Raw genomic sequence first — 23,657 nt, forward strand, 5'->3', positions numbered from 1 at the left:
CCGCCGCAAGGGCCGAGCCCTTCCGGCGCCCGGGGTCTACCGGCGAGTACCATGTGCTCACCCACCTGGGACGGGAGGGGCTCGGGCCGCACGGGGGCGGGGAGATGAGGCTGCGGGATGGACGCGCGTCCCGGCGGCGCTCCGCCGACTCGACGGCGCGCCGCCGGGTCTGGGACGCTGGCCACGATGACGGATGGCCGGAGCGGCGGTACGGCGTGACACAGACCCACGACGGCGCGGTGCGCCCGGCGCCGGGGGCGTCCGCCGGCGTCCCCGTCGAGGAGCCCGCCCAGCCCGACCGGATCCGCCGCCCGTCCGACGCCTTCCGGTTCGCGGCGTCCGTCGTGGGGCTGGCGGCGGTCATGCTGCTGGTGTCGATCGCGCAGCAGACGACGCACGGCCTCCAGACCGACATCGCGCAGGGCACCGCGCACGCGCCCCGGCCGCTGCTGACGCTGGCGACGCTGGTGTCCAGCTTCGGGGTGCTCGCCGTGCCGATCGCGTTCGGGATCGAGCGGCTGTTCCACAAGGACGGGACGCGGGTCGCGATCGCGCTGCTCGCCGCGATGATCGCGTTCGGCGTCACGGTGGGCCTGGACGACCTGGTGGTGCGGGCCGCGCCGGGGGGCGTGCTCGACTCGCTGATCTGGGGCGGCACCGAGACCGCGCCGGTGCACACCGACATCGCGCCGGTCATCGCGTTCGTCAGCGCGGTCGGGATGGCGGGCCGCGCCCGCTGGCAGGCCGCCACCTGGACCATGATCGGGCTGGCGGCGCTGACCGGGCTGACCGCGTCGTACGCCTCCGTGGCCGCGCTGGCGGCCACCTACCTGCTGGGCCGCGCCATCGGCCACGGCACCCTCTACGCGGTCGGGACGCCGAACCCGCGCCCGTCCGGCAGGACCGTGGTGGCCGCGCTCGAACGGCTCGGCCTGCGGCCCGAGCGGGCGGCGCGGCTGGACGGCTCCGGGGAGGGCACCGACCAGACGCGCCGGTACGGCGTCGTCCTCGCCGACCGCCCGCGGGGCGGGACCGGCGCCCGGCTCCCGGCGCGGCGCGGGCCGCACGGCGAGTGGGACGTGGAGGTCCGCGTCCTCGACCGCGACCAGCAGACCGCCGGGCTGCTCTACCGCGTCTGGCGGCTGCTGCGGCTGCGCGGCGACACGACCGGGCGGACGCTGCGCTCGCTCCGCCGCTCCCTCGAGCTGGAGTCGCTGACGGCGTACGCGCTGGACGCGGCGGGCGCCCGGACGCCGCGGCTCGCCGGCACCTGCGAGGTCGGCACCGAGGCGGCGCTGCTGGCCTACGAGCACGTGCCGGGGCGGCGGCTCGGGGACGTCCCCGACGACGAGGTCACCGACGCGCTGCTCACGGACGTGTGGCGGCAGTTCCGGGCGCTGCAGGCGGGGCGGATCGCGCACCGGCGGCTGGAGGGCGGGGCGGTCCTGGTCGGCGACGACGGCCGCGCCTACCTGACCGACCTGCGGTCCGGGGAGACGGCGGCGGGTGACCTGGCGCTCCGCCTCGACCTCGCCCAGCTGCTCACGACCCTGGCGCTGCGGGCGGGGCCGGAGCGGGCGGTCCGGACGGCGGCGTCCGTGCTGGGCGAGGAGGCCCTCGGCGGGGCGGTGCCGCTGCTGCAGCGGGTGGCGCTGTCCCGGGCGACGCGCACGGCCCTCCGGCACCACAAGGACCTGCTCACCCGCATCCGCGAGCAGATCGTCCGGCTGAAGCCGGAGACCGAGGCGGCCCCCGCCAACCTGGAGCGCTTCCGGCCCCGGACCATCGTCAGCATCGTGGCGCTGTCGATCGCGGCCTACATCGTCATCCCGCAGGTGACGAGCCTGGACATCGGCCGCCTGGCGGCCACGGCGAGCTGGCACTGGGTGGCGGCGGCGCTCGGGGCGGCGGCGCTCACCTACGTGGCCGCCGCGTTCATGCTGATGGGGTTCGTCCCGGAGCGCCTGCCGCTGTGGCGGACGGTCCTGGTGCAGCTGGCAGCGTCGTTCGTGAAGCTGGTCGCGCCCGCGGCCGTGGGCGGCGTCGCGGTCAACACCCGCTACCTGCAGCGCACGGGCGTCCGGCCGGCCCTCGCCGTCGCGAGCGTGGGCGCGTCCCAGCTCGTCGGCATGGTCATCCACATCCTGCTGCTGGTGCTGTTCGGGTTCCTGACCGGCTCGACGGCGAAGGCGACGCAGGACCTCGCCCCCTCCCGGACGATCATGTTCGCGGTGCTGGGGCTGGGGCTGCTCGCCGGGCTGGCGCTGACCGTGCCGCGGGTGCGGCGGGTGGTCGCCTCGCGGCTGAGGGCCATGTTCTCGGGCGTGGTGCCGCGCCTGGTGGACGTCCTGCAGTCCCCGCGGAAGCTGGCCACCGGGATGGGCGGCACGCTGCTGCTGACGCTGGCGTTCACCCTGTGCCTGGACGCCTCGGTCCGGGCGTTCGGCGGGTCGCTGCCGTGGACGACGGTGGTGCTGGTGTTCCTGACCGCGAACGCGGTCGGATCCGCGGCGCCGACGCCGGGCGGGCTCGGCGCCGTCGAGGGCGCCCTCACCCTGGCGCTGACGATCTCGGGGCTGACGGCGGAGACGGCGACATCGGCGGTGCTGCTCTACCGGCTGCTGACGCTGTGGCTGCCGGTGCTGCCGGGCTGGGGGGCGTTCGCGTTCCTGCAGCGCAAGGAGGCGCTCTGAGGCGTCAGCCGGTGCGGCGGGCGCGCCGCCGGTCGGCGAGCTCGTCGTGGGGGTGCCCCGCCGGGTCGGGCTCGCCGGTGGAGGCGCGCTCACCGGGTAGTTCCGCCAGGCTGCACTCCACCTCCTGCCACACCCGTCCGAGCGCGATGCCGAACACGCCCTGCCCGCCCTGGAGGAGGTCGACGACCTCGTCGGGCGAGGTGCACTCGTACACGCTCACGCCGTCGCTCATCAGGGTGATCTGAGCGAGGTCCTGGACGCCGCGGTCGCGCAGATGGGTGACGGCCGTGCGGATCTGCTGCAGCGAGACGCCGGTGTCCAGGAGCCGCTTGACGACCTTCAGGACGAGGATGTCGCGGAAGCTGTACAGCCGCTGGCTGCCGGATCCCTGCGCCGACCGCACGCTGGGCTCCACCAGCTTGGTGCGGGCCCAGTAGTCGAGTTGCCGGTAGGTGATGCCCGCCGCGGCGCACGCCGTCGGGCCGCGGTAGCCGACGTCCTCCGGCGGCGCCGACACCTGGGTGTCGAAGAGCAGGCCCTGCTCTCCGGCACGGCGGGACGCCACGCGCCTGTCGGGGGTCGCCTTGCCCTCGCCGCTGCTCACCGCCACGCGGACCTCCGGCTTCTATCAGCCCGCGGCGGTTCGTCAAGGGGGTTTGACGAATAACACCACGGGTGTTCCACCAGCACGGTAGGTGCCGGTCAGGGTGTGGTCAACGTTCATCGTCGGCGCGTCGCATGCCCGGACGAACCGGCTTCACATGGGCAAACTGCACACCTTCGCCACCCACGCAGTCCATACCCCGATGGTTCCCCCGCAAAAACCGCCAGGTCCGGCCCAATGGGCGACCAATCGCCCCATGGCATGAACTCGCCCCCTCCAGAGTGACATTCGCCACAGGCCCGGCGCGGGACGCGCTCGACCGGCGCGTCGCGGGCGGGACGGCGGCGGGCTGTGCGGAGGGGGCTATCCGGCGCGGCCGAAGTCCTCCGGGGAGATCGTGTCGAGGAACTCGCGGAACTTCTCGACCTCGTCCTCCTGCTCGTCGGGGATGGCGACGCCGGCCTCCTCCAGGACGTCCTCGCTGGCGAAGATCGTCGCGCCGGTGCGCAGGGCGAGGGCGATGGAGTCGGAGGGGCGTGCGCTCACCTCGACGCCGTTGGAGAAGATGAGGTCGGCGAAGAAGATCCCTTCGCGGAGCGCGGTGATGTTGACCGTGCGGAGCTGGACGCTGAGGGCGTCCAGGACGTCGCGGAACAGGTCGTGGGTGAGGGGCCGGGCGGGCAGCACCCCCTGCTGGGCGAAGGCGATCGCGGTCGCTTCGACCGCCCCGATCCAGATGGGCAGGTAGCGATCGCCCTCCGTCTCCTTCAACAGGACGATCGGCTGATTGGAGGGCATCTCGACCCGGACGCCGACGACCTCCATCTGCTTCACTGCGGCTCCCTGCTGGTTCTCGCTGTCTCGATCACCACGTGCAGCGGATCGATTCCTGACCGAACCATGTAGCCAACGTACACCCAGGCTCGGACAGCTCGCGGCGGACGGGGGGCGGGAAAATCGTCCACGGGCCGCGTGCTCAGTGGTCGAGGCTCTCGCGCAGCCCCGCGCCGACCAGCGCGGCGTGCAGCCGCACCGACAGGGCGGCGATCTCCCGCGCGGTCTCGGCGGCCTGCTCGTGCGCGCCGCGGCTGCGGCGGCGCAGCTGCGGCGCGACCATCTGCTCGATCAGGCCGACCTGCCGGTCGGCGGCGGCCTTGACGGCGCGCAGGTGCCGGACCTCGAAGCCGAACTCGCCGAGCGCGGCGGCCACGCGCGCGATGTTCAGCGCCTCGCCCTCGTAGTGCGCGCCGGTCCGGCGGACGAGGCCGTACTCCTCGAGGCGGGCGAGGAGGGCCTCGTCGATCCCGGCGCCGTCGAGGAGCTGGCGGCGGGTGAGCCGGACGGCCGGGTCAGGGGCGGTGGTGTCGGCGGCCACGAGCGTGCGGGGGCGCCGCCGGTCCGGCTCGGCCGGACCGGACGGGCCGGTGCGGCGGGCGCCGAGCGGCGGGACGCTCTCGCCGCGGTCGCGCGCCTCCAGGTGCTGCCTGATGACGCGCAGCGGCATGTAGTGGTCGCGCTGCGCGGTGAGGACGTACCGCAGGCGCTCGACGTCGGCGTCGCTGAACTTGCGGTAGCCGGAGGGGCTGCGCTCCGGCTCGACGAGCCCCTCGGACTCCAGGAACCGGATCTTGGAGATGGTGATGTCGGGGAACTCGGGCCTGAGCAGCCCGAGGACGTCCCCGATCGTCATCGGGGACCGGGCCGGCTCCGCGTTCAAGGGCCCTCCCATCGTCGCCTGGCCTCGCCGCGTTCCGTCAGCCGTGGGCCGGGTTGGTGAGGAACACCAGCCGGAACTTGCCGATCTGGACCTCGTCGCCGCCCGAGAGCCCGGCCTGGTCGATCCGCTGCCGGTTGACGTAGGTGCCGTTGAGGCTGCCGACGTCGCGGACGGAGAACGCGCCGCCCTGGCGGGCGAACTCGGCGTGGCGGCGGGACACGGTGACGTCGTCCAGGAAGATGTCGCTCTCGGGGTGCCGCCCGGCGGAGGTGCGGTCCTTGTCGAGCAGGAAGCGGCTGCCGGCGTTGGGGCCGCGCTTCACGACGAGCAGCGCGGTGCCTGGGGGGAGCGCCTCCATCGCCATCTGGTCGGGCCCGACCGGCTCCTCGGCGCCGGCATCGGTGTCCAGCGCCTCGAACCCTCCGATGGAGATCGTGGACGTGGACTCGCCCGGCGACTCCCGGGGAGGCGGCGGCGCCGAACTCCTCAGCGGAGTGCCGCAGTTCGAGCAGAAGCGGGCATCATCCGGGTTGGCGTGACCGCACTGCGTGCAGTAGACGCTCGGCATCGATCGGCTCGGCCTCCTACCATCGGCGTGCCGCCCGCGGACTCCCCGCCTTAGCGGGGGTCGCCTGCGCCACGCGCATCCTTCACCCAACCCACGCCGGGGGTCCGCCCCCGGCAACGGTCCAACTCACCGCCCGCTCACACGACGGTCGCCGCAACTTACGCGGGTATCACCCGAGGGGTCAACTGGAACGGTGAACCGGCTGCACCAAACTACATTCGCCGATGATCGCAGGTCCATGCCGCCGCGCGGGCGGCCGCGATCAGTAGCGCCTGCGGGCGCGCGGTCCACCGTCTCCCCCGTCCCCTCTAGGGAGACCGTACCGCGCCGACGGTCACTTTCGCGCGCCGGCTGATCAGGACGCGCGCCCCGGCCCCCTCCAGCGTGCGGACGAGGCCGCCGGGGATGGTGAGCGCCGTGGTCATCGTGTGGGGGTCGCCGATGGCCAGGAACCGGTACGGGGCGGTGAGCAGCCGGCCGTCCACGAGGATGCCGTCGCGGTCGTCCAGGAAGTGGGTGTCGACGCCGACGCGCACGTCGCCGACCTGGATGACCTCGGCGCCGGCGTCGCGGAGCTCCTCCATGGCGTCCAGGAGGTTGAGGGCCTTCACGCCGCGGCCGGGGTCGTCGATCCGGAGCTCGATCCCGGGGCCCTCGGCGGGCAGCGTGCCGGCGAGCAGGCCGTAGGTGGTCGCCCGCTCGCGCGCCTCCTCCAGGGCGGTCCCGCCCTCGGCGTCCCGCTCCAGCCGGGCCTTCGTCTCCTCCAGGTCGCGCAGGTCGCCCCTCAGCCGCTCGGACCGCTGGCCCAGGTCCCCCAGGATGCCGACGAGTTCGTCCTGCCGCGCGGTGGCGAACGTGGTGTCGCGCTCGGTCGAGCCCACCTGGGCGGCGACCGCGAACCCCAGCAGGAGGCACAGGAGCCCCCCGATGAGCTGGCCCGGGCTGACGCGCGGGCGCAGCAGGGCGGCGAGGGCGCGCAGCCCCCCGGGCTCGGGTGGGGCCTGCTGGTCCTCGGGCGGGTGCTCGTCCTCGGGCGGCTGCTCGTCCTCGGGCGCCTGATCCACCTCGGGAGCCCGCTCGTCCTCGGGGACTCGCTCGTCCTCGGGTGCGGTCCCGTCGCGCCGCGTGGCCTCGCCCCCGGTCATGCGCCGAACAGCTTCCGCCGGATGGCCGCCGCGTTGGAGAAGATCCGGATGCCGAGGACGACCACGACGCCGGTGGACAGCTGCGAGCCGACGCCGAGCTTGTCCCCGAGGAAGACGATCAGCGCGGCGATGACGGTGTTGCTGACGAAGGAGACCGTGAAGACCTTCTCGTCGAAGATCCCCTCCAGCCGGGCCCGGACGCCGCCGAACATGGCGTCGAGCGCGGCCACGATCGCGATCGGCAGGTAGGGCTGGAGCCAGAGCGGGACGTCCGGCTGGACCAGGAAGCCCAGCGTCACGCCGACCACGAGCCCGATCAGCGCGATCATCTTCGGACCACCCCTCCCCCGCTCACCGGCCGCCCCCGTCGCGGGGGGACGGCGTACCGCAGCCGGAACGCGCCCGCGGCGGGCAGCCGCACCCCGTCCGAGCGGCGCGTGTCGTACCTGATCCCGAACCGGTCCCGCAGCGCGGCGAGCCGCCGGTCGGCGGGCGAGCCGGCGAAGGCCTCCCGCAGCCGCCCGGGATCGCCGAGCGCCGTCACCTCGTAGGGGCCGGCGAGCGGCCGGTAGTCGACCATGATCGCCTCGCCGGCGGCGCGGATCGCGGTGGTCGGGGCGAGCCGCCGGCCGTTGACGCCGATGGCCCGCGCGCCGGCCGCCCACAGCCCGTTCACCAGGACCTGGAGGTCCTGATCATAGACCCGGCCGCCCTCGGCGGCGCGGCCCGGCGCCGCGTGCCCGGCGGGGGCGTCGCGCGGCGCGTCGTCCAGGGTGACGACCAGGCCCTCGCCGGCGGCGGGCGCGGCGGCCGCCGCGGCGCCCGCGGCGGCCACCTGCTGCCGGACGCGGCGGCCGGCGGCGCTGCGGGCCAGCGCGGCGGCCCGGCGGCGCTCGGTGTCGGCCCGGAGCCGGTCGAGCCGGCGCTGGAGGGCGTCGGTCTCGGCGGTGCGGGCGTGGATCTGGTCGATGAGCTCGGAGCGCCGCTCGGCGGCCACCGGCTCGCTGCGGTGCACCTCGAGGCCGGCGACGGCGGCCAGCGCACCGGTGAGGGCGAGGACGAGCAGGACGCCCGCGCCCCGGAGCCGCCCCCGCGGCGGCGCGGTCCCGCCGGATGCGGCGCGGCGCGCCGCGGCCTCCGCGTACCCCGGATCGAGGTGCTTTCCGGCGAACAGGTCGGCCAGCAGCGACATGGAGGCGTCGGGGCGCCGCCATCCGGGCGGCCCGCCCCGGTTCCGCGGCCGCTCGTCCGCGTCGCGGCCGCCGGGCGTGTCCTGTCGTGCGATCACCGGCCCATCATGGCAAGGACCTGCAAATCGGCGCCGGGCGCGTCGGCCTTGGCGGGGCGCGGCGTCCCCGGGGTCAGGCGGCGGCGGGGCGCAGGCCGATGTGGACGGCGAGGCCCGCCAGCACCGAGCCCATCACGTACCGCTGGGCGCGCCGCCAGCCGGGCCTGCGCGCGAGGAAGGCGGCGATGGAGCCGGCGCAGAGCACGATGAGGGCGTTGACCGTGACGGCGATCGTGACCTGGACGGCGCCGAGCAGCAGGATCTGGGCGGCGACGTTCCCGCGCGCGGGGTCGGCGAACTGCGGCAGCAGCGACACGTACAGGACGGCGATCTTGGGGTTGAGCAGGTTGGTGACCAGCCCCATGGCGAACAGCCGGCGCGGCGGGTCGGCGGGCAGGTCGGCGGGGGCGAACGCGGTCGTGCCGCCCGGCCGCAGCGCCTGCCACGCCAGCCAGAGCAGGTAGCAGGCCCCGCCGATCTTGATCGCCGCGTAGAGCGGCGGGACGAGCGCGAACACGGTGGTGAGCCCCGCGGTCGCGGCCGCGACGTAGACGAGGAAGCCCGCGGCGACGCCGCCGAGCGAGATCAGCCCGGCCCGGCGGCCCTGGGTCACCGACCGCGACACCAGGTAGATCATGTTGGGCCCCGGGGTGAGGACGAGGCCGAGGGCGAAGAGGGCGATGGCCGCGACGGCCGCGTACGAGATCATTGCGCTCCAGTCGGTCAAGGTGCTCCAAGGCTAGGAGTCGGAGTAATCTCTAAGCAATAAAAACATTGTGCTCGGTGCAATATGGGGTGGCGCATGGACGACTTCCGGCGGCTCGCGGACGAGCTGGCGGCCGACATCGCGGCGGGGCGGCTGCGCCCGGGCGAGCGGCTGCCGCCGCAGCGGGCCTTCGCCCGGCGCCGGGGCATCGCGGGCTCCACGGCGAACCGCGTGTACCGGGAGCTGGCCAGGCGCGGTCTCGTGGTCGGCGAGGTCGGGCGCGGGACCTTCGTCCGCGCGGGCGAGCGCCCGCCGGGGCCCGCGCTCGCCGAGCCGGCGGCCGCGCGCGTCGACCTGGAGCTGAACTATCCGGTGGTGCCCGAGCAGACCGCCCTGCTCGCCGCGGGGCTGGAGCGCCTGCGCCGCCCGGACGTCCTCGACGCCGCGCTCGGGCCCGCGGGCGTCGCGGGCACCGGCGCCGCCCGCGAGGCCGCGGCGGCGCTGCTCGCCACCCCCGGCTGGCGGCCCGCCCCGGACGGGGTCCTGTTCGCGGGGAACGGCCGGCAGGCCATCGCGGGGGCCGTGGCGGCGCTCGTGCCGGCGGGCGGCCGGCTCGGCGTCGAGGCCCTGACCTATCCGGTGATCAAGGGGATCGCGGCCAGGCTCGGGGTGACGCCGGTCCCGATCGCGATGGACGGGCACGGGCTGCGCCCGGACGCGCTCGCCGACGCCCATCGCGCCGCCCCCCTCGGCGCCGTCTACGTCCAGCCGACGCTGCACAACCCCTGCGGGACGACGATGCCGCCCGAGCGCCGCGCCGAGCTGGCCGGCGCGCTGGAACGGCTCGGCCTCCACGCCGTCGAGGACCGCATCTGGGCGTTCCTGCCCGGCGGCGGGCCCGAGCCGCTGGCGGCGCACGCGCCGCACCGCACCGTGCTGGTCGACAGCCTCTCCAAGCGCCTCGCCCCCGGCCTGAGCCTCGGCTTCGCCGTCCCGCCCGCCGCGCTCGCCGGGCGCGTCGCCGCCGCGCTGCGCTCCGGCGCCTGGGGTCCGGCGGGCTTCGCGCTGGAGGCGGCCGCGGGCTGGATCGCCGACGGGACGGTCGAGACGGTCACCCGCGCCAAGCGCGCCGACGCGGCGGCCCGCCAGCGCATCGCGGCGAGCCGACTGGAGGGCGCGGCCGTCCGGTCCGACCCCGCCTCGTACTTCTGCTGGTGGGAGCTGCCGCAGCGGTGGCGGGCGGAGACGTTCGTGGCGGCGGCGGCCCGGCGGGGGATCGCCGTGACCCCGGCGGCCGCCTTCGTCGTGGGCGGGGGCGCCGCCCCGCGCGCCGTCCGCTTCGGCCTGGCCTCCCCGCCGCCGGACGTCCTCGCGCGCGCCCTGGAGACCCTCGCCGGGATCGCCGCCGGGGACCCCGACGACGACGCCCCGGACTGACCGGAAACCGCCGCGGCCGGCGCGCTCCGGCGGCTGGACGCGCACCGGAAGATCGTTCATCGTCGGGGTGGGGCCGCCCGGCGGGAGGACAGATGATCGAGGTCCGCGAGGTGGGGCAGCGCGCGGCCGGGGGGCGGCGGACGCTGCGGGAGGTGTCGCTGTCGATCGGCGCCGGGGAGCTGGTGGCGATCATCGGCGGCAGCGGTGCGGGCAAGACCACCCTCCTGGACGCCATCGCGGGCGTCCGGCCGCCCGCCGAGGGCGAGGTCAGCTACGACGGCGGCGGGAGCGCTCCGGCCGCCGGCTCGCTCGGCTACGTCCCGCAGGACGACATCGTGCACCTGGAGATGCCGCTGCGGCGCACCCTGCGGTACGCGGCGGGGCTCAGGCTGCCCGCGGGGACGTCCCCGGAGCGGGCCGAGCGCGCCGTGGACGGCGTGCTGGAGGCGCTGGCGCTGACGGGCCGGGAGGGGCAGCGCGTCGGGTCGCTGAGCGGCGGTGAGCGCAAGCGGGCCAGCATCGCGGTCGAGTTGCTGACGCGGCCGCGCGTGTTCTTCCTGGACGAGCCCACCTCCGGGCTCGACCCGGCGGCCGCGGCCGACCTGATGCGGCTGCTGCGCGGGCTCGCGGACGCGGGGACGACGGTGGTGCTCACCACGCACCACCCGCCGGACGTCCTCGTGTGCGACCGGGTGGCCGTCCTCTCCCAGGACGGGCGGCTGGCGTTCTACGGCGGCCCGCGCGAGGCCCGTGAGCGGTTCCGGGCGGACCGGGTGGAGGACATCTACCTGCACCTGGCCGAGGGGGACGCGCACGACTGGGAGGGGCGGTTCGGCGCGTCCGCTCCGCCGGCGTCCGGGCCGGGGATCGGCCCGCTGCGGCAGTGGGCGCTGCTCACCCGCCGCAGCCTGGACCTGCTCACCCGCAACCGGCTCACCCTCGCCGTGCTGATCGGCTCCCCGCTCATGGTGCTGGCGATGTTCGCGGTCCTGTTCCGCCCGGGCGCGTTCGCGCCGGAGTCCCCCAGCCCCGGCGCGACGGTGATGATCCTGTTCTGGATCGCGTTCGGCGGGTTCTTCTTCGGCCTGACCTACGGGCTCCTGCAGATCTGCAACGAGCTGCCCGTGCTGCGGAGGGAGCGGCTCACCGGCCTGAGGGTCGGACCGTACGTGCTGGCGAAGGCCGCCGTCCTGCTGCCGCTGCTGGCCGCGGTGGACGCGCTGATGCTCGGCGTCCTGCGGGCCCTGGACAGGCTGCCCGCGATGGGGTGGGGCACCTACGGGGAGCTGTTCGTGACGCTGCTGCTGTGCTCGGTTGCGGCGCTGGCACTGGGTCTGCTCGTGTCGGCGTCGGTCACCGATCCGGCCCAGGCCACGATGGCCCTGCCGATGCTCTGCTTCCCGCAGGTGCTGTTCGTCGGCGCGATCCTGCCCGTCCCAGTGATGGCGGCGCCCGGACGATGGCTCAGTTGCGCCATGTCCAACCGCTGGGCGTTCGAGGGGCTCGGGCACAGCCTCGGGGTGGACGGGCTCTGGGCGACGGGCCGCTCGCCGCTGGGCCCGCCCCTTCTCGCCTCGTACGGCGACACCTTCTCGCGGCCGGTCGCCGTGGACTGGGCGGTGCTGGGCGGGTTCGCCGCGTTGTTCCTCGCGGGAGCCTGCCTGGTCCTCACCCGCAGGACATAGAAACCCTTCTCCGCGGGCCATTTAAGGCCACCCCCGCACCCTTGTATCCCCATTGGGGATTTTGGACCGTTTAGTGAGGAATGCGGCTTATGTAGGCGGGGGAGATTTGTGAGAATTTCATCCGGTTTCCGCGCCGAGCTCATGCCCGGCTACGCGGAGACGCGGCGGCTGGACGAGCTGCGGGCCGCCGAGTACGGCCACCTGGACGGGCACACGTACCTGGACTACACCGGCTCCGGCGTCGCCGCCGCCGCCCAGATCCGCGCGCACGCCGAGCGCCTCGCCGGGCGCTGCTACGGCAACCCGCACTCGGAGAACCCCACCTCCAGCGCCTCCACCGCGCTCGTCGAAGGGGCGCGGCGGGCCGTCCTGGAGTTCTTCAACGCCTCCCCCGAGGAGTACGCGGTGGTGTTCACCCACAACGCCACCGGAGCGTGCCGCCTCGTCGGGGAGGCCTACCCGTTCGGGCGCGGCCGGCGGCTCGTCCTCACCGGCGACAACCACAACTCGGTGAACGGGATCAGGGAGTTCGCGAAGGCGCGCGGCGCCGAGGTCGCCCACGTGCCCGTCCGCGGGCCCGACCTGCGCGTCCGCGAGGCCGAGCTCGCCGCGGCGCTGCGCGGCGGCGGCGGGCTGCTGGCGTTCCCCGCGCAGAGCAACTTCAGCGGCGTCCAGCACCCGCTGGGCTGGGTCGACCTCGCCCACGCGCACGGCTGCGACGTGCTCCTGGACGCGGCCGCGTTCGCGCCCGCCAACCGCCTCGACCTGAGCCGGGTCCGGGCCGACTTCGTCCCCGTGAGCTGGTACAAGGTGTTCGGGTACCCGACCGGCGTGGGCGGCCTGGTCGCCCGCCGGGAGGCGCTGGCCCGGCTGCGCCGCCCCTGGTTCGCGGGCGGGACGATCCAGGCGGTCAGCGCGCTCGGCGGCTGGCACGTCCCCGCGCCCGACGAGACGGCGTTCGAGGACGGCACCCTGAACTTCCTGTCCATCCCGGACGTGGAGTTCGGCATCCACTGGATCGAGGACATCGGCATCGACCTCGTCCACCGCCGCGTCGGGTGCCTGACGGCGCTCCTTCTGCGCCGGCTCGCCGAGCTGCGCCACGCCGACGGCTCCCCCGTGATCCGGGTGTACGGGCCGGAGGACGGCGACCGGCGCGGCGGCACCGTCTCGTTCAACGTGCTCGACCGGCGCGGCGCGGTCGTGGACGAGCGGATCGTCGCCCGCGACACCGCCGCCGCCGGCATCTCGGTCCGCACGGGATGCTTCTGCAACCCCGGCGCCGGCGAGGCCGCCTTCGGCATCCCCGAGCCCGCCCTGCGGAGCGCCGCGCACCGGCGGACGCGGACCCTCGACGACTACCTCGACGTGCTCGGGCTGCCGAGCGGCGGCGCGGTCAGGGCGTCCCTCGGCCTCGTGTCCAACGCCGCCGACGTCGAGCGCCTCGCCGGGTTCCTCGGCGCCGCCTACGCCGACCGGGAGCCCGACCGGGCCGGGCTCAGGCCCCGCGAGCGGTGCTGAGGGCCGGTCAGGAGCCCGCGCTCTCGACGACGGCGGCCCAGTCGGCCAGGAGCGCCTGCGCGGCGTCGGCGTCCGGCCCCTCGGCCCACAGGTGCGTCACGGCCTCCGCCGGGTCGGGCAGGACGAGGACCCAGCGGCCGTCGCCCTCGACCACGCGGACGCCGTCGGTGGTGTCGATCGTCCGGCCCGCCGCCGCCTCCACGACATGGCGCATCACGCTGCCCTTGGCCGCCCACGGCGTCGGGACGGAGCGGCGCAGCAGGTGCGCGTCGGGGATGCGGCGGTCGATCTGCGACAGCGTCAGCCGCGTCCGCGCGACCAGCCCGACGAGCCGGACGAACGCCGCGATCCCGTCCACGGTGCCGCTGAACTCGGGCATCAGGAACCCGCCGCGCCCGTCCCCCGCGAAGACCACGCTCGGCTGCGCGGCCGCCTTGGTCAGCACGTCCTGGGACGTGGAGGTCCACTCGACCTGCACGCCGTGGAACCGGCACACCTGCTCGGCGACCCGCGTCGTCGTCACCGGCAGCGCCACCTTGCCGCCGCGCCGCTCGGCCGCGACCAGGTCCAGCATCACCAGCAGGGCCCGGTCGTCGCCGACCAGCTCGCCGTTCTCGTCCACCAGGGAGATCCGCTCCCCCACCGGGTCGAACCGGACGCCGAACGCGGCCCGCGACGACGACACCAGCTCGCCGAGCCGCTCGAGGTCGCGCATCCGCTCGGCGAGCGTCTCGGTCGGGTTGGCCTCGTCCAGGCCGGCGTTGCGGGTGAGGACCTCCACGCCGACCTTGCCGAGCAGGTTCGGCAGGACGAGCGAGGCCACCCCGCCCGCGCAGTCCAGGACGATCTTCAGCCCCGCCTCGCGGACGCCGCGGATGTCGACGCGGCGCAGCAGGTCGCGGGTGTAGGTCTCCACGACGCGCGGCGGGTAGGTCAGCTCGGCGATCTCGCCGGGGAACGCGCGGCGGTACTCCTGCCGGCCGAAGACGCGCTCCAGCTTGCGCTGCGCGCCCTGGGAGAGGTCGGCGCCGTCCGCGTCGAGGAACAGGATGTCGACGCCCTGCGGGTCGCCGAGGGTGGTGCGGATGTAGATGCCGCCGACGCTGTCCTCGCGGCCCGTCTCGAACCGGGCGACGGTCAGCGGCGTCGCCTCCAGGTCCTGGACGTTGATGGCGCTGGCGGTCAGCGCGCTGTTCACGGCGCGCTTCAGGGTGCGGGCCGCGCGGGAGACGTCCCGCCCGGTGACGACCGTCGAGCCCTTCTTCAGCGTCGTCGCGTAGGCGCTGGCGAGCCGGACCGCCAGCTCCGGGGTGATCTCGACGTTGACGAGGCCGGACACCCCGCGCGGCCCGAACAGGTTGCGCTGCCCCCGCGACTCCCAGATCACGCTGGTGTTGACGACGGCGCCGGCCTCGATGGTCTTGAACGGGTACACCTTCACGCCGCTGGACACGTACGCCTCGGCCTCGATGACGCACTCGTCCCCGATGACGGCGCCCTCCTCCACCCGGGCGCCCGCCATGATGTCGGTGTTCTTGCCGACGACGCAGCCGCGCAGATTCGTGGACGGCGCCACGAACACGTTGTCGTGGACGATGGCGCGGTGCAGGAACGCGCCCTCCTTCACCACGACGTTGCTGCCGAGGACGGTGAACTCGCGCAACTCGACGCCCGCCTCGACCTTCGCGTAGTCACCGATGTAGAGCGGGCCCTTGAGGACGGCCTCGGCGTCCACCTCCGCGCCCTCGGCGACCCACACGCCCGGCGACACCTCGAAGCCGTCGAGGTCGATGCCGACCTGCCCGGACAGCATGTCCGCCTGGGCTTTGAGGTAGCTCTCGTGGGTGCCGACGTCCTCCCAGTAGCAGTCGGCCACGTACCCGAACAGGCGGGCGCCCTCGGCGAGGAGCTTCGGGAAGACGTCCCCGGACCAGTCGACCGGCTCGCCCTCCGCGACGTGCTCCAGGACCTCGGGCTCCATCACGTAGATGCCTGTGTTGACGGTGTCGGAGAACACCTGGCCCCAGGTGGGCTTCTCCAGGAACCGCTGCACGCGGCCCTCGTCGTCCACGATGATGATCCCGAACTCCAGGGGGTTCGGGACGCGCTTCAGGCCGATGGTGACGAGGGCGTCGTTCTCCTCGTGGAACCGCACCATGTCGGTCAGGTCGATGTCGGTGAGCGCGTCCCCGGAGATCACCAGGAAGCGGTCGTCGCGCAGCGCCTCCTCGGCGTTCTTGACGCTGCCCGCGGTGCCGAGCGGCACCTCCTCGGTCGCGTAGCTCAGCGCCATGCCGAGCTCCTCGCCGTCGCCGAAGTAGTTGCGGATCAGCGCGGCCAGGAACTGCACGGTGACGACGGTCTCGCTGAACCCGTGCTTCTTCAGCAGCCGCAGCACGTGCTCCATGATCGGCCGGTTGACGAGCGGCAGCAGCGGTTTGGGCTGGTTGGCGGTCATCGGACGCAGCCGCGTCCCCTCGCCTCCCGCCATCACGACGGCCTTCATCGGGGGGTCTCAGCTCCCTTCTGGTCACCGGCGGGCGGTCCCGCGCCCGGACCGTCCGTCTCGGGCGGGGCGCCCGGGGGCGGCGCTCCGCGGCCGGCCAGCACCAGTTGCCGCGTCTGCGCCCAGTACAGGACGGCCGCCCACCAGTACAGGCCCGTGCCCCAGCCGGCGAAGGCCCACCCGATGACCCTCGCCGCGGTGGCCGCGCCCCCGTCGTGGTCGCCGAGCAGCAGCAGCGGGAAGGAGTACAGCAGGCACATCGTCGCCGCCTTGCCGATGAAGTGGACCGGCAGCGTGGGGCCGTAGCCGAGCCGCCGCATGATCGGCGCGATCGGCAGGATCGACACCTCGCGGGCGACGAGCACCAGCACCAGCCACAGCGGGATGATGTCGCGGATGGTGAGCCCGACGAGCGTGGCCAGGATGTAGAGGCGGTCGGCGGCCGGGTCGAGCACGGTGCCGAGCCTGCTCGTCTGGTTCAGCGCGCGTGCGAGCTTCCCGTCCAGCCAGTCCGACAGGCCCGCGAACACCAGCAGGCCGAGCGCCCACCAGTCCGCCTCGGCCAGCACGAGCCACAGGAACAGCGGGACGCCCAGGAGCCGGGCGAGGCTCAGGATGTTGGGCACCGTGAAGATCCGGTCCTGCGGGGCCTCCTGCAAAGTGCTCACCGACCCGTTCGCCTCCCCTGGTCCCCTTGATCCTGACCCTATCCGTAAGGGGTGGAAAGCCCCCCGGCGGCGTCCGGGTCGGAGTCGGGAGGGTCCCGGCGAACGTGCGCTACCGGATTCCCGCCGGGGCTCGCGTCACGCCCGGTGCGGCGCCGCGGCGTCCGCGAGCGGCAGGACGGCCGTGACGACGAACCCGCCGGACTCGCCCGGCCCCGCGTCCAACGTCCCGCCTACGCTGCGCGCCCTCTCGATCATGCCGAGGATCCCGAAGCCCTCGGGCGGGGCGCCGGACGGGCCCCTGCCGTCGTCCGCGACCCGGACGACGAGCCCCGCGCCGTCCCGCTCCAGGCTCACCGTCGCGCGCTTCGCGGCGGCGTGCTTGACAACGTTGGTCAGGGCCTCCTGGACGATCCGGTACGCCGCGACGCCCGTCTCCGGCGGCAGCGTCCCGACGTCCCCGTCCCGGAGGTCGACGTCCACGCCGCCGCCGCGCGCCGCGCGCACGAGGTCGCCGATTCCGTGCGGGCCCGGCAGCGTCGAGGGGGCGCCCACGTCCGTGCCGCGCAGGACCTGGAGGGTGCCGCGCAGCTCGGTCCTGGCGTCCCGGCAGGTCGAGGCGATGGACGCGAGCGCGTCGGCCAGCTCGTCCCGGTCGAGGGGCCGGTCCCCGCGCACGAGGTGGGCCGCCGCGCCGGCCTGGACGCCGATGAGGGTGATGCTGTGCGCGAGGAGGTCGTGCAGGTCGCGGGCGATCCGCAGGCGCTCCTCGGCGACCCGCCGCCGCGCCTCCTCCTCCCGCGTCCGCTCGGCGCGCTCGGCCCGCTCGGTGATCGTCGCGAGCCGCGCGCGGTGCACCCGCCGCACCTGGACGGCGATCACGACCGACACCACGGCCTCGATGACCGCGATCTGCTCGCGCAGCGAGCCGCCGCCCGCCCGCATCGCCATGCCGACCACGCACACGGCGAGCAGGGACGCCGCGACGCCGAGCACGACCCGCACCCTGCGCCCGAGCACCGCGTAGGCGAACAGGGCGACGACCTCGGCCGGCACCAGCGCGTGGTGCTGGTACTGGGCGAGGTGGTAGGGCAGTACCAGGACCACCAGCGCCGCCAGGCCCGAGGCCGGCCGGCGCCGGATCACCGCGAGCGGCACGTGCGCCGCCACCAGCAGGAGCGCGCCCGGGGCGTCCAGCTCCCGGACGCCCGGCCACAGCACCGCCGCCGCGGTCGCGGCCACCGCCAGCACCGCCGCCGCCGAAGCGTCCTTCACCGTCGCGTCGACCCGGGGCACCGTCAGCACGCGATCATTCTCCCCCACGTGCGCGCGACCCGCGCAGCGGTCCTCGCCCGCGCGGACGATCTTTCGCGCCGGGCCCCGTGCGGCGCCGCGGGGCCGCCCTATAGTTCTGCAAACCCCGTCACGAAGGGCCGACAGTTGTCCGTCCCCCCGCCCGCCGTCCCCCCGCCCGGACTACGGATCACGCTCGGCGCGCGAGCGTACCGCCGGCCGCTCGGCCTCCTGCTCGCCGCGCTCGCGGTCGGCGCCGCCGCCCTGCCGGCGGCCCGCTCCGGCCTCGGGTCCTGGGAGCCGGAGAGTGCCCGCGGGGCCCTGCTGCTGTGCGGCGGCGGCTGCCTTCTGGCCTCCCTCGCCGCCGTCCTCTGGGCCGTCCGCCTCCACCTGACCCGCCTCGTCGTCACCATCGACGCGGAGGGTGTGGTTCTCCGCCGAAGCGGGCGGGAGGCGCGCGTCCCGGCCGGAGCGGTGGACGCGGTGGGGATCAGGTGGCCGGTAAGCGACCCCGTGTGGACGCTCTGGCTCGACCCGGAGCGGGCGCCGGGCGTCGAGGCCGTCGCCCCGGTGGACGGGAAGGCGGTCGCCCTGCTCAGGGACCGGACGCTCCCCTCCGGATGGCTCCAAGCCGTGCGGACCGCGACCGCCGAGACCCTCGGCGCGGCCTGGCGCGTCGTCGACGACGAGGGCGAGGAGGTCCCGCCGCCCGCGGCCGGCGCCCTGTCCCGTGCCCCGCAGATCGCCGTGGACGGCAGGGGCCGGTACCGCGACCGGGACGGCGGCGCGGTCCTCGCCGTGGCCTGCCGGCGGCGCGGCCGGAGGACCGTCGTGCTGCGCGACCCCCACGCCGCCGCGCTGCTGGTGGTCCGGGGCCCCTCCCGGTTGCCGGGCCGCGACCGCGTGCGCGTCCTCGACCCCGCCGGGCGCACCCTCGGGTTCCTGCGCGGCCCGCGCGAGCCGTCCTTCCACACCGCCGGCGGGATGCTCCTCGGCAGCACGCGCGAGACCGGCGGCGGCCTCGTCGTCACCGGCATCGACGGCCGGCGCTCGGCCGCGCTGGGCACCGGCGGCGAGGGCGACCGAGACGAGGTCCGGCTGGAGCGGTCGCCGTCCGCCCCGGACCCGCTCCGCACCCTGGCCCTCGCGCTGCCGGTCGCGTTCCGCCCGGGCCGCCGCTAGCCGGGCGGCCGGAGCCGGTCAGATGACGGGCTTGACGTCCAGGATGGGCGTCCCGTCCACGGCCTCCATGTCGCGGACGCGCAGCCGCCGCCCGCTGACCTGGAGGATCTCGACCGGATGCAGGCCGACCGGATTCGGCCGGTCCGGCGAGCGGGTCGCGAACACGCCGGTCTCGGGGTTGGCCGGGTCGTTGCGCGGCCGCGTCCGCAGGACCTCGCGCGACGCCTGGTGCAGCCAGGTGAGCACGATGATCCGGTCGCCGGGGCGGAGCCCGTCGAGGGCGGCGCGGTAGGCCGGTTCGAAGACCAGCCAGGCCTCGGGGGCGCCTTCGGTGCCCTGCTTCGGCGCCGCCGCGCGGTCGGTGAGCGGCGAGGAGACGTGCCCGACCGGTGTGAGCGTGACTTCCCTGTCGACGTGGGACATGCCGCGATCTTCCCAGAGGCTCCGCGCGGGCGCGTTCTACCCCGCGGACGGCGGTTGCGGCAACGGGGGCGGCGCGGGTTAACGTCGGGGACGACAGATCGCGGGGGTCCGGCGAACCGGGCTGAGATAGCGGCTGGGACGGCCGCTGACCGCATGAACCTGACCGGGTAATGCCGGCGTAGGGAGAGATCGAGTCGTCATGACCGAACCTGTGGTTTCAGCTGCCCGCAAGACCTACCTCCAGGGCTCGCGCCCGGAGCTCCGGGTCCCGATGCGGGAGGTGGCGCTGACCAACGGCGACGTCGTCGTCCTGTACGACACGTCCGGGCCGTACACCGACCCCGACCAGCGGACCGACGTGCGCCGCGGGCTGCCGCCGCTGCGGGAGGCCTGGATCGCCGAGCGCGGCGACACCGCCCCGTACGAGGGGCGGGCGGCGCGCCCCGAGGACGACGGGCGCCGGCCGTCGCCCACCGCCTTCCCCGGGGGCGCGGGAGGCCTCCCGCAGGCCGACGGCGAGGGCTCCCTGCCCCGGCGGCCGCGGCGCGGCACCGGCGGCGCGGTGACCCAGCGGGCCTACGCGCGGCGCGGGGAGATCACGCCGGAGATGGAGTTCGCCGCGCTGCGCGAGGGCGTGGCCCCGGAGGCCGTCCGGGACGCGCTGGCGGCGGGGCGCGCGGTGCTGCCCGCCAACGTCAACCATCCCGAGATCGAGCCGATGGTCATCGGACGCGACTTCCTGGTCAAGGTCAACGCGAACATCGGCAACTCGGCGGTCGCGTCCTCGATCGAGGACGAGGTCGAGAAGATGACGTGGGCCACCCGCTGGGGCGCCGACACGATCATGGACCTGTCGACGGGGCGGGACATCCACACCACGCGTGAGTGGATCCTGCGCAACTCGCCCGTGCCGGTGGGGACCGTCCCGCTGTACCAGGCGGTGGAGAAGGTCGGCGGCGACCCGGCGGAGCTCACCTACGAGGTGTTCCGCGACACCGTGATCGAGCAGGCGGAGCAGGGCGTGGACTACATGACCGTCCACGCCGGGGTGCTGCTGTCGTACGTCCCGCTGACGGCGCGGCGCAAGACGGGGATCGTGTCCCGGGGCGGGTCGATCATGGCGGCCTGGTGCCTGGCGCACCACGAGGAGAACTTCCTCTACACCCACTTCGAGGAGCTGTGCGAGATCTTCGCCGCCTACGACGTGACCTGGTCGCTCGGGGACGGCCTGCGCCCGGGCTCCATAGCGGACGCCAACGACGAGGCCCAGTTCGCCGAGCTGCGCACCCAGGGCGAGCTGACGCGGATCGCCGCGCGGTTCGGCACCCAGGTGATGAACGAGGGCCCCGGGCACGTCCCCATGCACAAGATCAAGGAGAACGTGGACCTGCAGCAGGAGTGGTGCGACGGGGCGCCGTTCTACACCCTCGGGCCGCTGACCACCGACATCGCGCCCGGCTACGACCACATCACCTCCGCGATCGGGGCCGCGATGATCGGCTGGCACGGCACCGCGATGCTCTGCTACGTCACGCCGAAGGAGCACCTCGGGCTGCCGGACCGCGACGACGTCAAGGCCGGCGTGATCGCCTACAAGATCGCCGCGCACGCCGCGGACCTCGCCAAGGGCCACCCGGGCGCGCGGGCGTGGGACGACGCGCTGTCGGAGGCGCGGTTCGACTTCCGCTGGGAGGACCAGTTCGAGCTGTCCCTCGACCCCGGCACCGCGCGGGCCTTCCATGACGCGACGCTCCCGGCCGCGCCGGCGAAGACCGCGCACTTCTGCTCGATGTGCGGCCCGCACTTCTGCTCCATGAAGATCACGCGGGACGTGCGGCGGTACGCGGCCGATCGCGGCCTGGGCGACGAGGAGGCCCTCGCCGCCGGGATGCGGGAGAAGGCCGAGGAGTTCAAGGCCTCCGGCGGCCGCCTGCACCTCCCGGTCTCACCCGCCGGGAGCTGACCGGCCGGAGGGCCGGAGGGGCGCCGCCCGGGGCGCCGACGGGCCCGCCGCGCACCGTGCGCGGCGGGCCCTGGCAGGTCAGGGCGCATCCCGGCGCGGGGGCGCGGCGGCGGCGCGGCTAGGATCGAAGGACCGTTCCAAAGCCGCGGATCCCTCCGATAGCCGCAGGCCCGCTCCACCCGCCGGAAGGATCGACGACCCAGGTGACCAGCGACGACACGCCGAAGGCGCGTGCGGTGCGCGCGGACGTGCGGCGCAACCGCGCGCGGCTGCTCGCCGCGGCGCGGGAGACCTTCCAGAGCCGGGGCGCGGGCGCCTCCCTGGAGGGCGTCGCGCGGCTCGCGGGCGTCGGCATCGGAACGCTCTACCGCCACTTCCCCACCCGGCAGGACCTCCTGGAGGCCCTGCTCGCCGACGTCTACGACGGGCTGGCGGCCGCCGCGCGCGACCTGCTGGACTCCCCCTCCCCCGGCGAGGCGCTGCTGGCCTGGCTGCGGACGTTCGTCTCGGAGGTCACGGCGTTCCCGGGGATGGCGGCCTCGGCGGTGGTGTCGCTGCGCGACCCCCGGCTGGAGGACTCGGGCTCCCGCACGGCGATGTTCGAGGCGGGCGCGGCGCTGCTCGCCCGCGCGCAGCGCGCCGGGGACGCGCCCGCGGACGCCGCGTTCGGCGACGTGCTGGGGCTCGCGGGCGCGATCGCGACGGTCGCCGAGAGGGACCCCGGCGCCGCCGGCCGGATGCTGTCGCTCGCCGCCGCCGGAGTGGTGCCGGGCGGCGCGCGCTAGGACCGGCCGATCGCGGCGGTCAGGACGTCTCCGGGTCGGGCAGGACGCGGCGGGGACCGCGCGGGGCGTCGGCCCGCCGCCGCCACTCGCGCGGATAGCCGACCGACACCTCGATGTGCGGGACGCCGTCGGTCCAGATCGTCCGGGGGATGTGCAGGTGCCCGTACACGACGGAGACCGCCCCGAACCGGCTGTGCCAGTCCGCGGTCCGCTCGGTGCCGCACCACTGGGCGAACTCGGGGTACCACAGGACGCGGGTGGGTTCGCGGACGAGCGGCCAGTGGTTGACCAGGACGGTCCTCGTCCCCGGCTCCAGGGCGGACAGGCGCCGCTCGGTGTAGTCGATCCTGGCGTCGCACCAGGCGTCCCGGCCGGGATGCGGATCGGGGTGCAGGTAGACCTCGTCGGTGCACACGACGCCCGCCTCGTGCGCGACCTTGAGGGCCTCCTCCTTGGTGGACGTCCCGTCCGGTCGGAACGTGTAGTCGTACAGGATGAACAGCGGCGCGACCGTGACGGCGCCGTCAGGTCCGTCCCAGACGGGGTAGGGGTCCTCGGGGGTCAGCACGCCGAGGCCGCGGCACATGTCGACGAGCCGGCGGTAGCGGGCCTCGCCGCGCAGCTGCACGGGATCGCCCTTGACGGTCCACAGCTCGTGGTTGCCGGGGACCCAGAGCACGGTGGCGAAGCGTCCGGCGAGGGTGCGGAGCGTCCACTCGACGTCGGCGAAGCGCTCGCCGACGTCGCCCGCCACGATCAGCCAGTCGTCCTCGGACGCGGGCCGCAGCCCCTCGACGAACGCGCGGTTCTCCGGGAACCCCACGTGCAGGTCGCTGATCGCGTAGACGCCGCCCATTCAGCGATCGTAAGCCCCGCCGCGCCTCAGTCGCCGTCGGCGGGGAGGGTGAACAGGCGGATGTGGACGGGGCGGGCGCCCGGCGGCGCGTCCTCCCGGCTGTGCGCGTGCTCGTGCAGCAGGCGGATATAGGCCTCGAAGAACTCGGCCAGGCCCTCCTCGGTCATGTGGGCGAAACCCCGCGACATCCGCGCCCAGGCCTGGTCCCGCTCGTAGGCGGCGGGGAGCCCGGCGAACAGCTCCATGTCCTCGGCGTGGCCGACCCGCATCAACTCGGCCAGGACCGGCCTGTCCTCGGGCGGGAGGGAGCCGGGGTGGGGCGCGCGGATGTCGCGGAGCCCCTCGGTCCGGCGCCACCAGCGCTCCCGGCCGCCCGAACGCTCCGGGATCTCCTCGATGAACCCGTGCTTCTCCAACTGGCGCAGGTGGTAGCTGGTCGTGCCGGTGTTGGCGCCGAGCGCCTCGCCGATCGTCGTGGACGTCGCGGGGCCGTGCACCTGCAGCCGGTGCAGGATCCGGCGCCGCAGCGGGTGGCTCAGCGCCTTCATGCGCCCCGGGTCGTCCAGGACGACGGGCTCCTCCTCGTCCTTCATGGGGAGAAGCCTAGTACCGCAGACGTA

Annotated in this window: 21 protein-coding genes and 1 riboswitch; of the genes, 7 read left to right on the forward strand and 14 right to left on the reverse strand. The window is 75.0% G+C overall.

Translation table 11 applies throughout. The features are described 5' to 3' along the window. Nucleotides 1-215 precede the first annotated feature (215 nt). Nucleotides 216-2,693 (forward strand): lysylphosphatidylglycerol synthase transmembrane domain-containing protein, encoded by a 2,478-nt coding sequence (locus K4S16_RS09855; RefSeq protein ID WP_235036681.1) that lies wholly within the window; start codon nt 216-218, stop codon nt 2,691-2,693. Nucleotides 2,694-2,697: 4 nt separating this feature from the next. On the opposite strand, the gene K4S16_RS09860 is transcribed toward K4S16_RS09855, so the two are convergent. From K4S16_RS09860 to K4S16_RS09895, 8 genes are all read right to left on the reverse strand, one after another. Further along, the gene (locus K4S16_RS09860) at nt 2,698-3,303 is read right to left on the reverse strand and encodes a MerR family transcriptional regulator (RefSeq protein ID WP_149258542.1); all 606 of its coding nucleotides are present in this window, start codon (nt 3,301-3,303) and stop codon (nt 2,698-2,700) included. Between the two features lie 357 nt (nt 3,304-3,660). Continuing rightward, nucleotides 3,661-4,131, reverse strand: a complete 471-nt coding sequence (locus K4S16_RS09865; RefSeq protein WP_067468341.1) for a bifunctional nuclease family protein — start codon at nt 4,129-4,131, stop codon at nt 3,661-3,663. Between the two features lie 142 nt (nt 4,132-4,273). Further along, nucleotides 4,274-5,014 (reverse strand): MerR family transcriptional regulator, encoded by a 741-nt coding sequence (locus K4S16_RS09870; RefSeq protein WP_200841775.1) that lies wholly within the window; start codon nt 5,012-5,014, stop codon nt 4,274-4,276. A 37-nt stretch (nt 5,015-5,051) separates the two neighbouring features. After that, nucleotides 5,052-5,582 (reverse strand): FHA domain-containing protein, encoded by a 531-nt coding sequence (locus K4S16_RS09875; RefSeq protein WP_141575695.1) that lies wholly within the window; start codon nt 5,580-5,582, stop codon nt 5,052-5,054. A 308-nt stretch (nt 5,583-5,890) separates the two neighbouring features. Further along, a complete protein-coding gene (locus K4S16_RS09880) occupies nt 5,891-6,727 on the reverse strand; it encodes a DUF881 domain-containing protein (RefSeq protein WP_149258544.1) in 837 nt (278 codons plus the stop codon). Then, nucleotides 6,724-7,056, reverse strand: coding sequence for a small basic family protein (locus K4S16_RS09885; RefSeq protein ID WP_149258545.1), 333 nt, complete (start codon nt 7,054-7,056; stop codon nt 6,724-6,726). The genes K4S16_RS09880 and K4S16_RS09885 overlap by 4 nt, the downstream gene beginning before the upstream one ends. Beyond that, on the reverse strand, nt 7,053-8,015 hold the full coding sequence (locus tag K4S16_RS09890) for a DUF881 domain-containing protein (protein WP_149258546.1): 963 nt from the start codon (nt 8,013-8,015) through the stop codon (nt 7,053-7,055). The genes K4S16_RS09885 and K4S16_RS09890 overlap by 4 nt, the downstream gene beginning before the upstream one ends. A 73-nt stretch (nt 8,016-8,088) precedes the next feature. Then, entirely contained in the window at nt 8,089-8,742 is a 654-nt protein-coding gene (locus K4S16_RS09895) for a LysE family translocator (protein WP_235036682.1), read from the reverse strand. Between the two features lie 75 nt (nt 8,743-8,817). Here K4S16_RS09895 and K4S16_RS09900 point away from each other — a divergent pair, with 75 nt between their 5' ends. The 3 genes from K4S16_RS09900 to K4S16_RS09910 all read left to right on the forward strand — a co-directional run bounded on the left by K4S16_RS09900 (nt 8,818) and on the right by K4S16_RS09910 (nt 13,364). Next, on the forward strand, nt 8,818-10,158 hold the full coding sequence (locus K4S16_RS09900) for a PLP-dependent aminotransferase family protein (protein ID WP_149258547.1): 1,341 nt from the start codon (nt 8,818-8,820) through the stop codon (nt 10,156-10,158). Nucleotides 10,159-10,250: 92 nt separating this feature from the next. After that, complete coding sequence (locus tag K4S16_RS09905) at nt 10,251-11,843, forward strand: ATP-binding cassette domain-containing protein (RefSeq protein ID WP_149258548.1); 1,593 nt, start codon at nt 10,251-10,253, stop codon at nt 11,841-11,843. Between the two features lie 108 nt (nt 11,844-11,951). After that, on the forward strand, nt 11,952-13,364 hold the full coding sequence (locus K4S16_RS09910; RefSeq protein ID WP_235036683.1) for an aminotransferase class V-fold PLP-dependent enzyme: 1,413 nt from the start codon (nt 11,952-11,954) through the stop codon (nt 13,362-13,364). A 7-nt stretch (nt 13,365-13,371) separates the two neighbouring features. Here K4S16_RS09910 and K4S16_RS09915 read toward each other — a convergent pair whose 3' ends face one another. From K4S16_RS09915 to K4S16_RS09925, 3 genes are all read right to left on the reverse strand, one after another. Next, nucleotides 13,372-15,870 carry a mannose-1-phosphate guanyltransferase gene (locus K4S16_RS09915; protein WP_149258549.1) on the reverse strand — a complete coding sequence of 833 codons (2,499 nt, stop codon included), beginning with the start codon at nt 15,868-15,870 and terminating at the stop codon, nt 13,372-13,374. Continuing rightward, complete coding sequence (locus tag K4S16_RS09920) at nt 15,867-16,538, reverse strand: CDP-alcohol phosphatidyltransferase family protein (RefSeq protein WP_200841776.1); 672 nt, start codon at nt 16,536-16,538, stop codon at nt 15,867-15,869. The genes K4S16_RS09915 and K4S16_RS09920 overlap by 4 nt, the downstream gene beginning before the upstream one ends. A gap of 135 nt (nt 16,539-16,673) precedes the next feature. After that, nucleotides 16,674-17,840, reverse strand: a complete 1,167-nt coding sequence (locus K4S16_RS09925; RefSeq protein WP_200841777.1) for a sensor histidine kinase — start codon at nt 17,838-17,840, stop codon at nt 16,674-16,676. A 135-nt stretch (nt 17,841-17,975) separates the two neighbouring features. On the opposite strand from K4S16_RS09925, the gene K4S16_RS09930 reads away from it, so the two are divergent. Then, nucleotides 17,976-19,010, forward strand: coding sequence for a hypothetical protein (locus K4S16_RS09930; protein ID WP_149258550.1), 1,035 nt, complete (start codon nt 17,976-17,978; stop codon nt 19,008-19,010). Nucleotides 19,011-19,028: 18 nt separating this feature from the next. On the opposite strand, the gene tsaA is transcribed toward K4S16_RS09930, so the two are convergent. Further along, nucleotides 19,029-19,433, reverse strand: coding sequence for a tRNA (N6-threonylcarbamoyladenosine(37)-N6)-methyltransferase TrmO (gene tsaA, locus K4S16_RS09935; RefSeq protein WP_149258551.1), 405 nt, complete (start codon nt 19,431-19,433; stop codon nt 19,029-19,031). A 90-nt stretch (nt 19,434-19,523) separates the two neighbouring features. Beyond that, nucleotides 19,524-19,637, forward strand: a riboswitch (TPP riboswitch). Here tsaA and thiC point away from each other — a divergent pair. Next, the gene (gene thiC, locus K4S16_RS09940) at nt 19,633-21,396 is read left to right on the forward strand and encodes a phosphomethylpyrimidine synthase ThiC (protein ID WP_149258552.1); all 1,764 of its coding nucleotides are present in this window, start codon (nt 19,633-19,635) and stop codon (nt 21,394-21,396) included. (Overlaps the previous riboswitch by 5 nt.) Nucleotides 21,397-21,599: 203 nt before the next feature. After that, nucleotides 21,600-22,181 carry a TetR/AcrR family transcriptional regulator gene (locus K4S16_RS09945; protein ID WP_200841778.1) on the forward strand — a complete coding sequence of 194 codons (582 nt, stop codon included), beginning with the start codon at nt 21,600-21,602 and terminating at the stop codon, nt 22,179-22,181. Between the two features lie 19 nt (nt 22,182-22,200). Here K4S16_RS09945 and K4S16_RS09950 read toward each other — a convergent pair whose 3' ends face one another. Further along, nucleotides 22,201-23,037 carry a metallophosphoesterase gene (locus K4S16_RS09950; protein ID WP_149258553.1) on the reverse strand — a complete coding sequence of 279 codons (837 nt, stop codon included), beginning with the start codon at nt 23,035-23,037 and terminating at the stop codon, nt 22,201-22,203. Nucleotides 23,038-23,063: 26 nt separating this feature from the next. Continuing rightward, nucleotides 23,064-23,630, reverse strand: a complete 567-nt coding sequence (locus K4S16_RS09955) for a transcriptional regulator (protein ID WP_200841779.1) — start codon at nt 23,628-23,630, stop codon at nt 23,064-23,066. Nucleotides 23,631-23,657 lie beyond the last annotated feature (27 nt).

It is taken from the genome of Actinomadura sp. K4S16, from assembly GCF_008327685.1.
Lineage (GTDB): Bacteria > Actinomycetota > Actinomycetes > Streptosporangiales > Streptosporangiaceae > Spirillospora.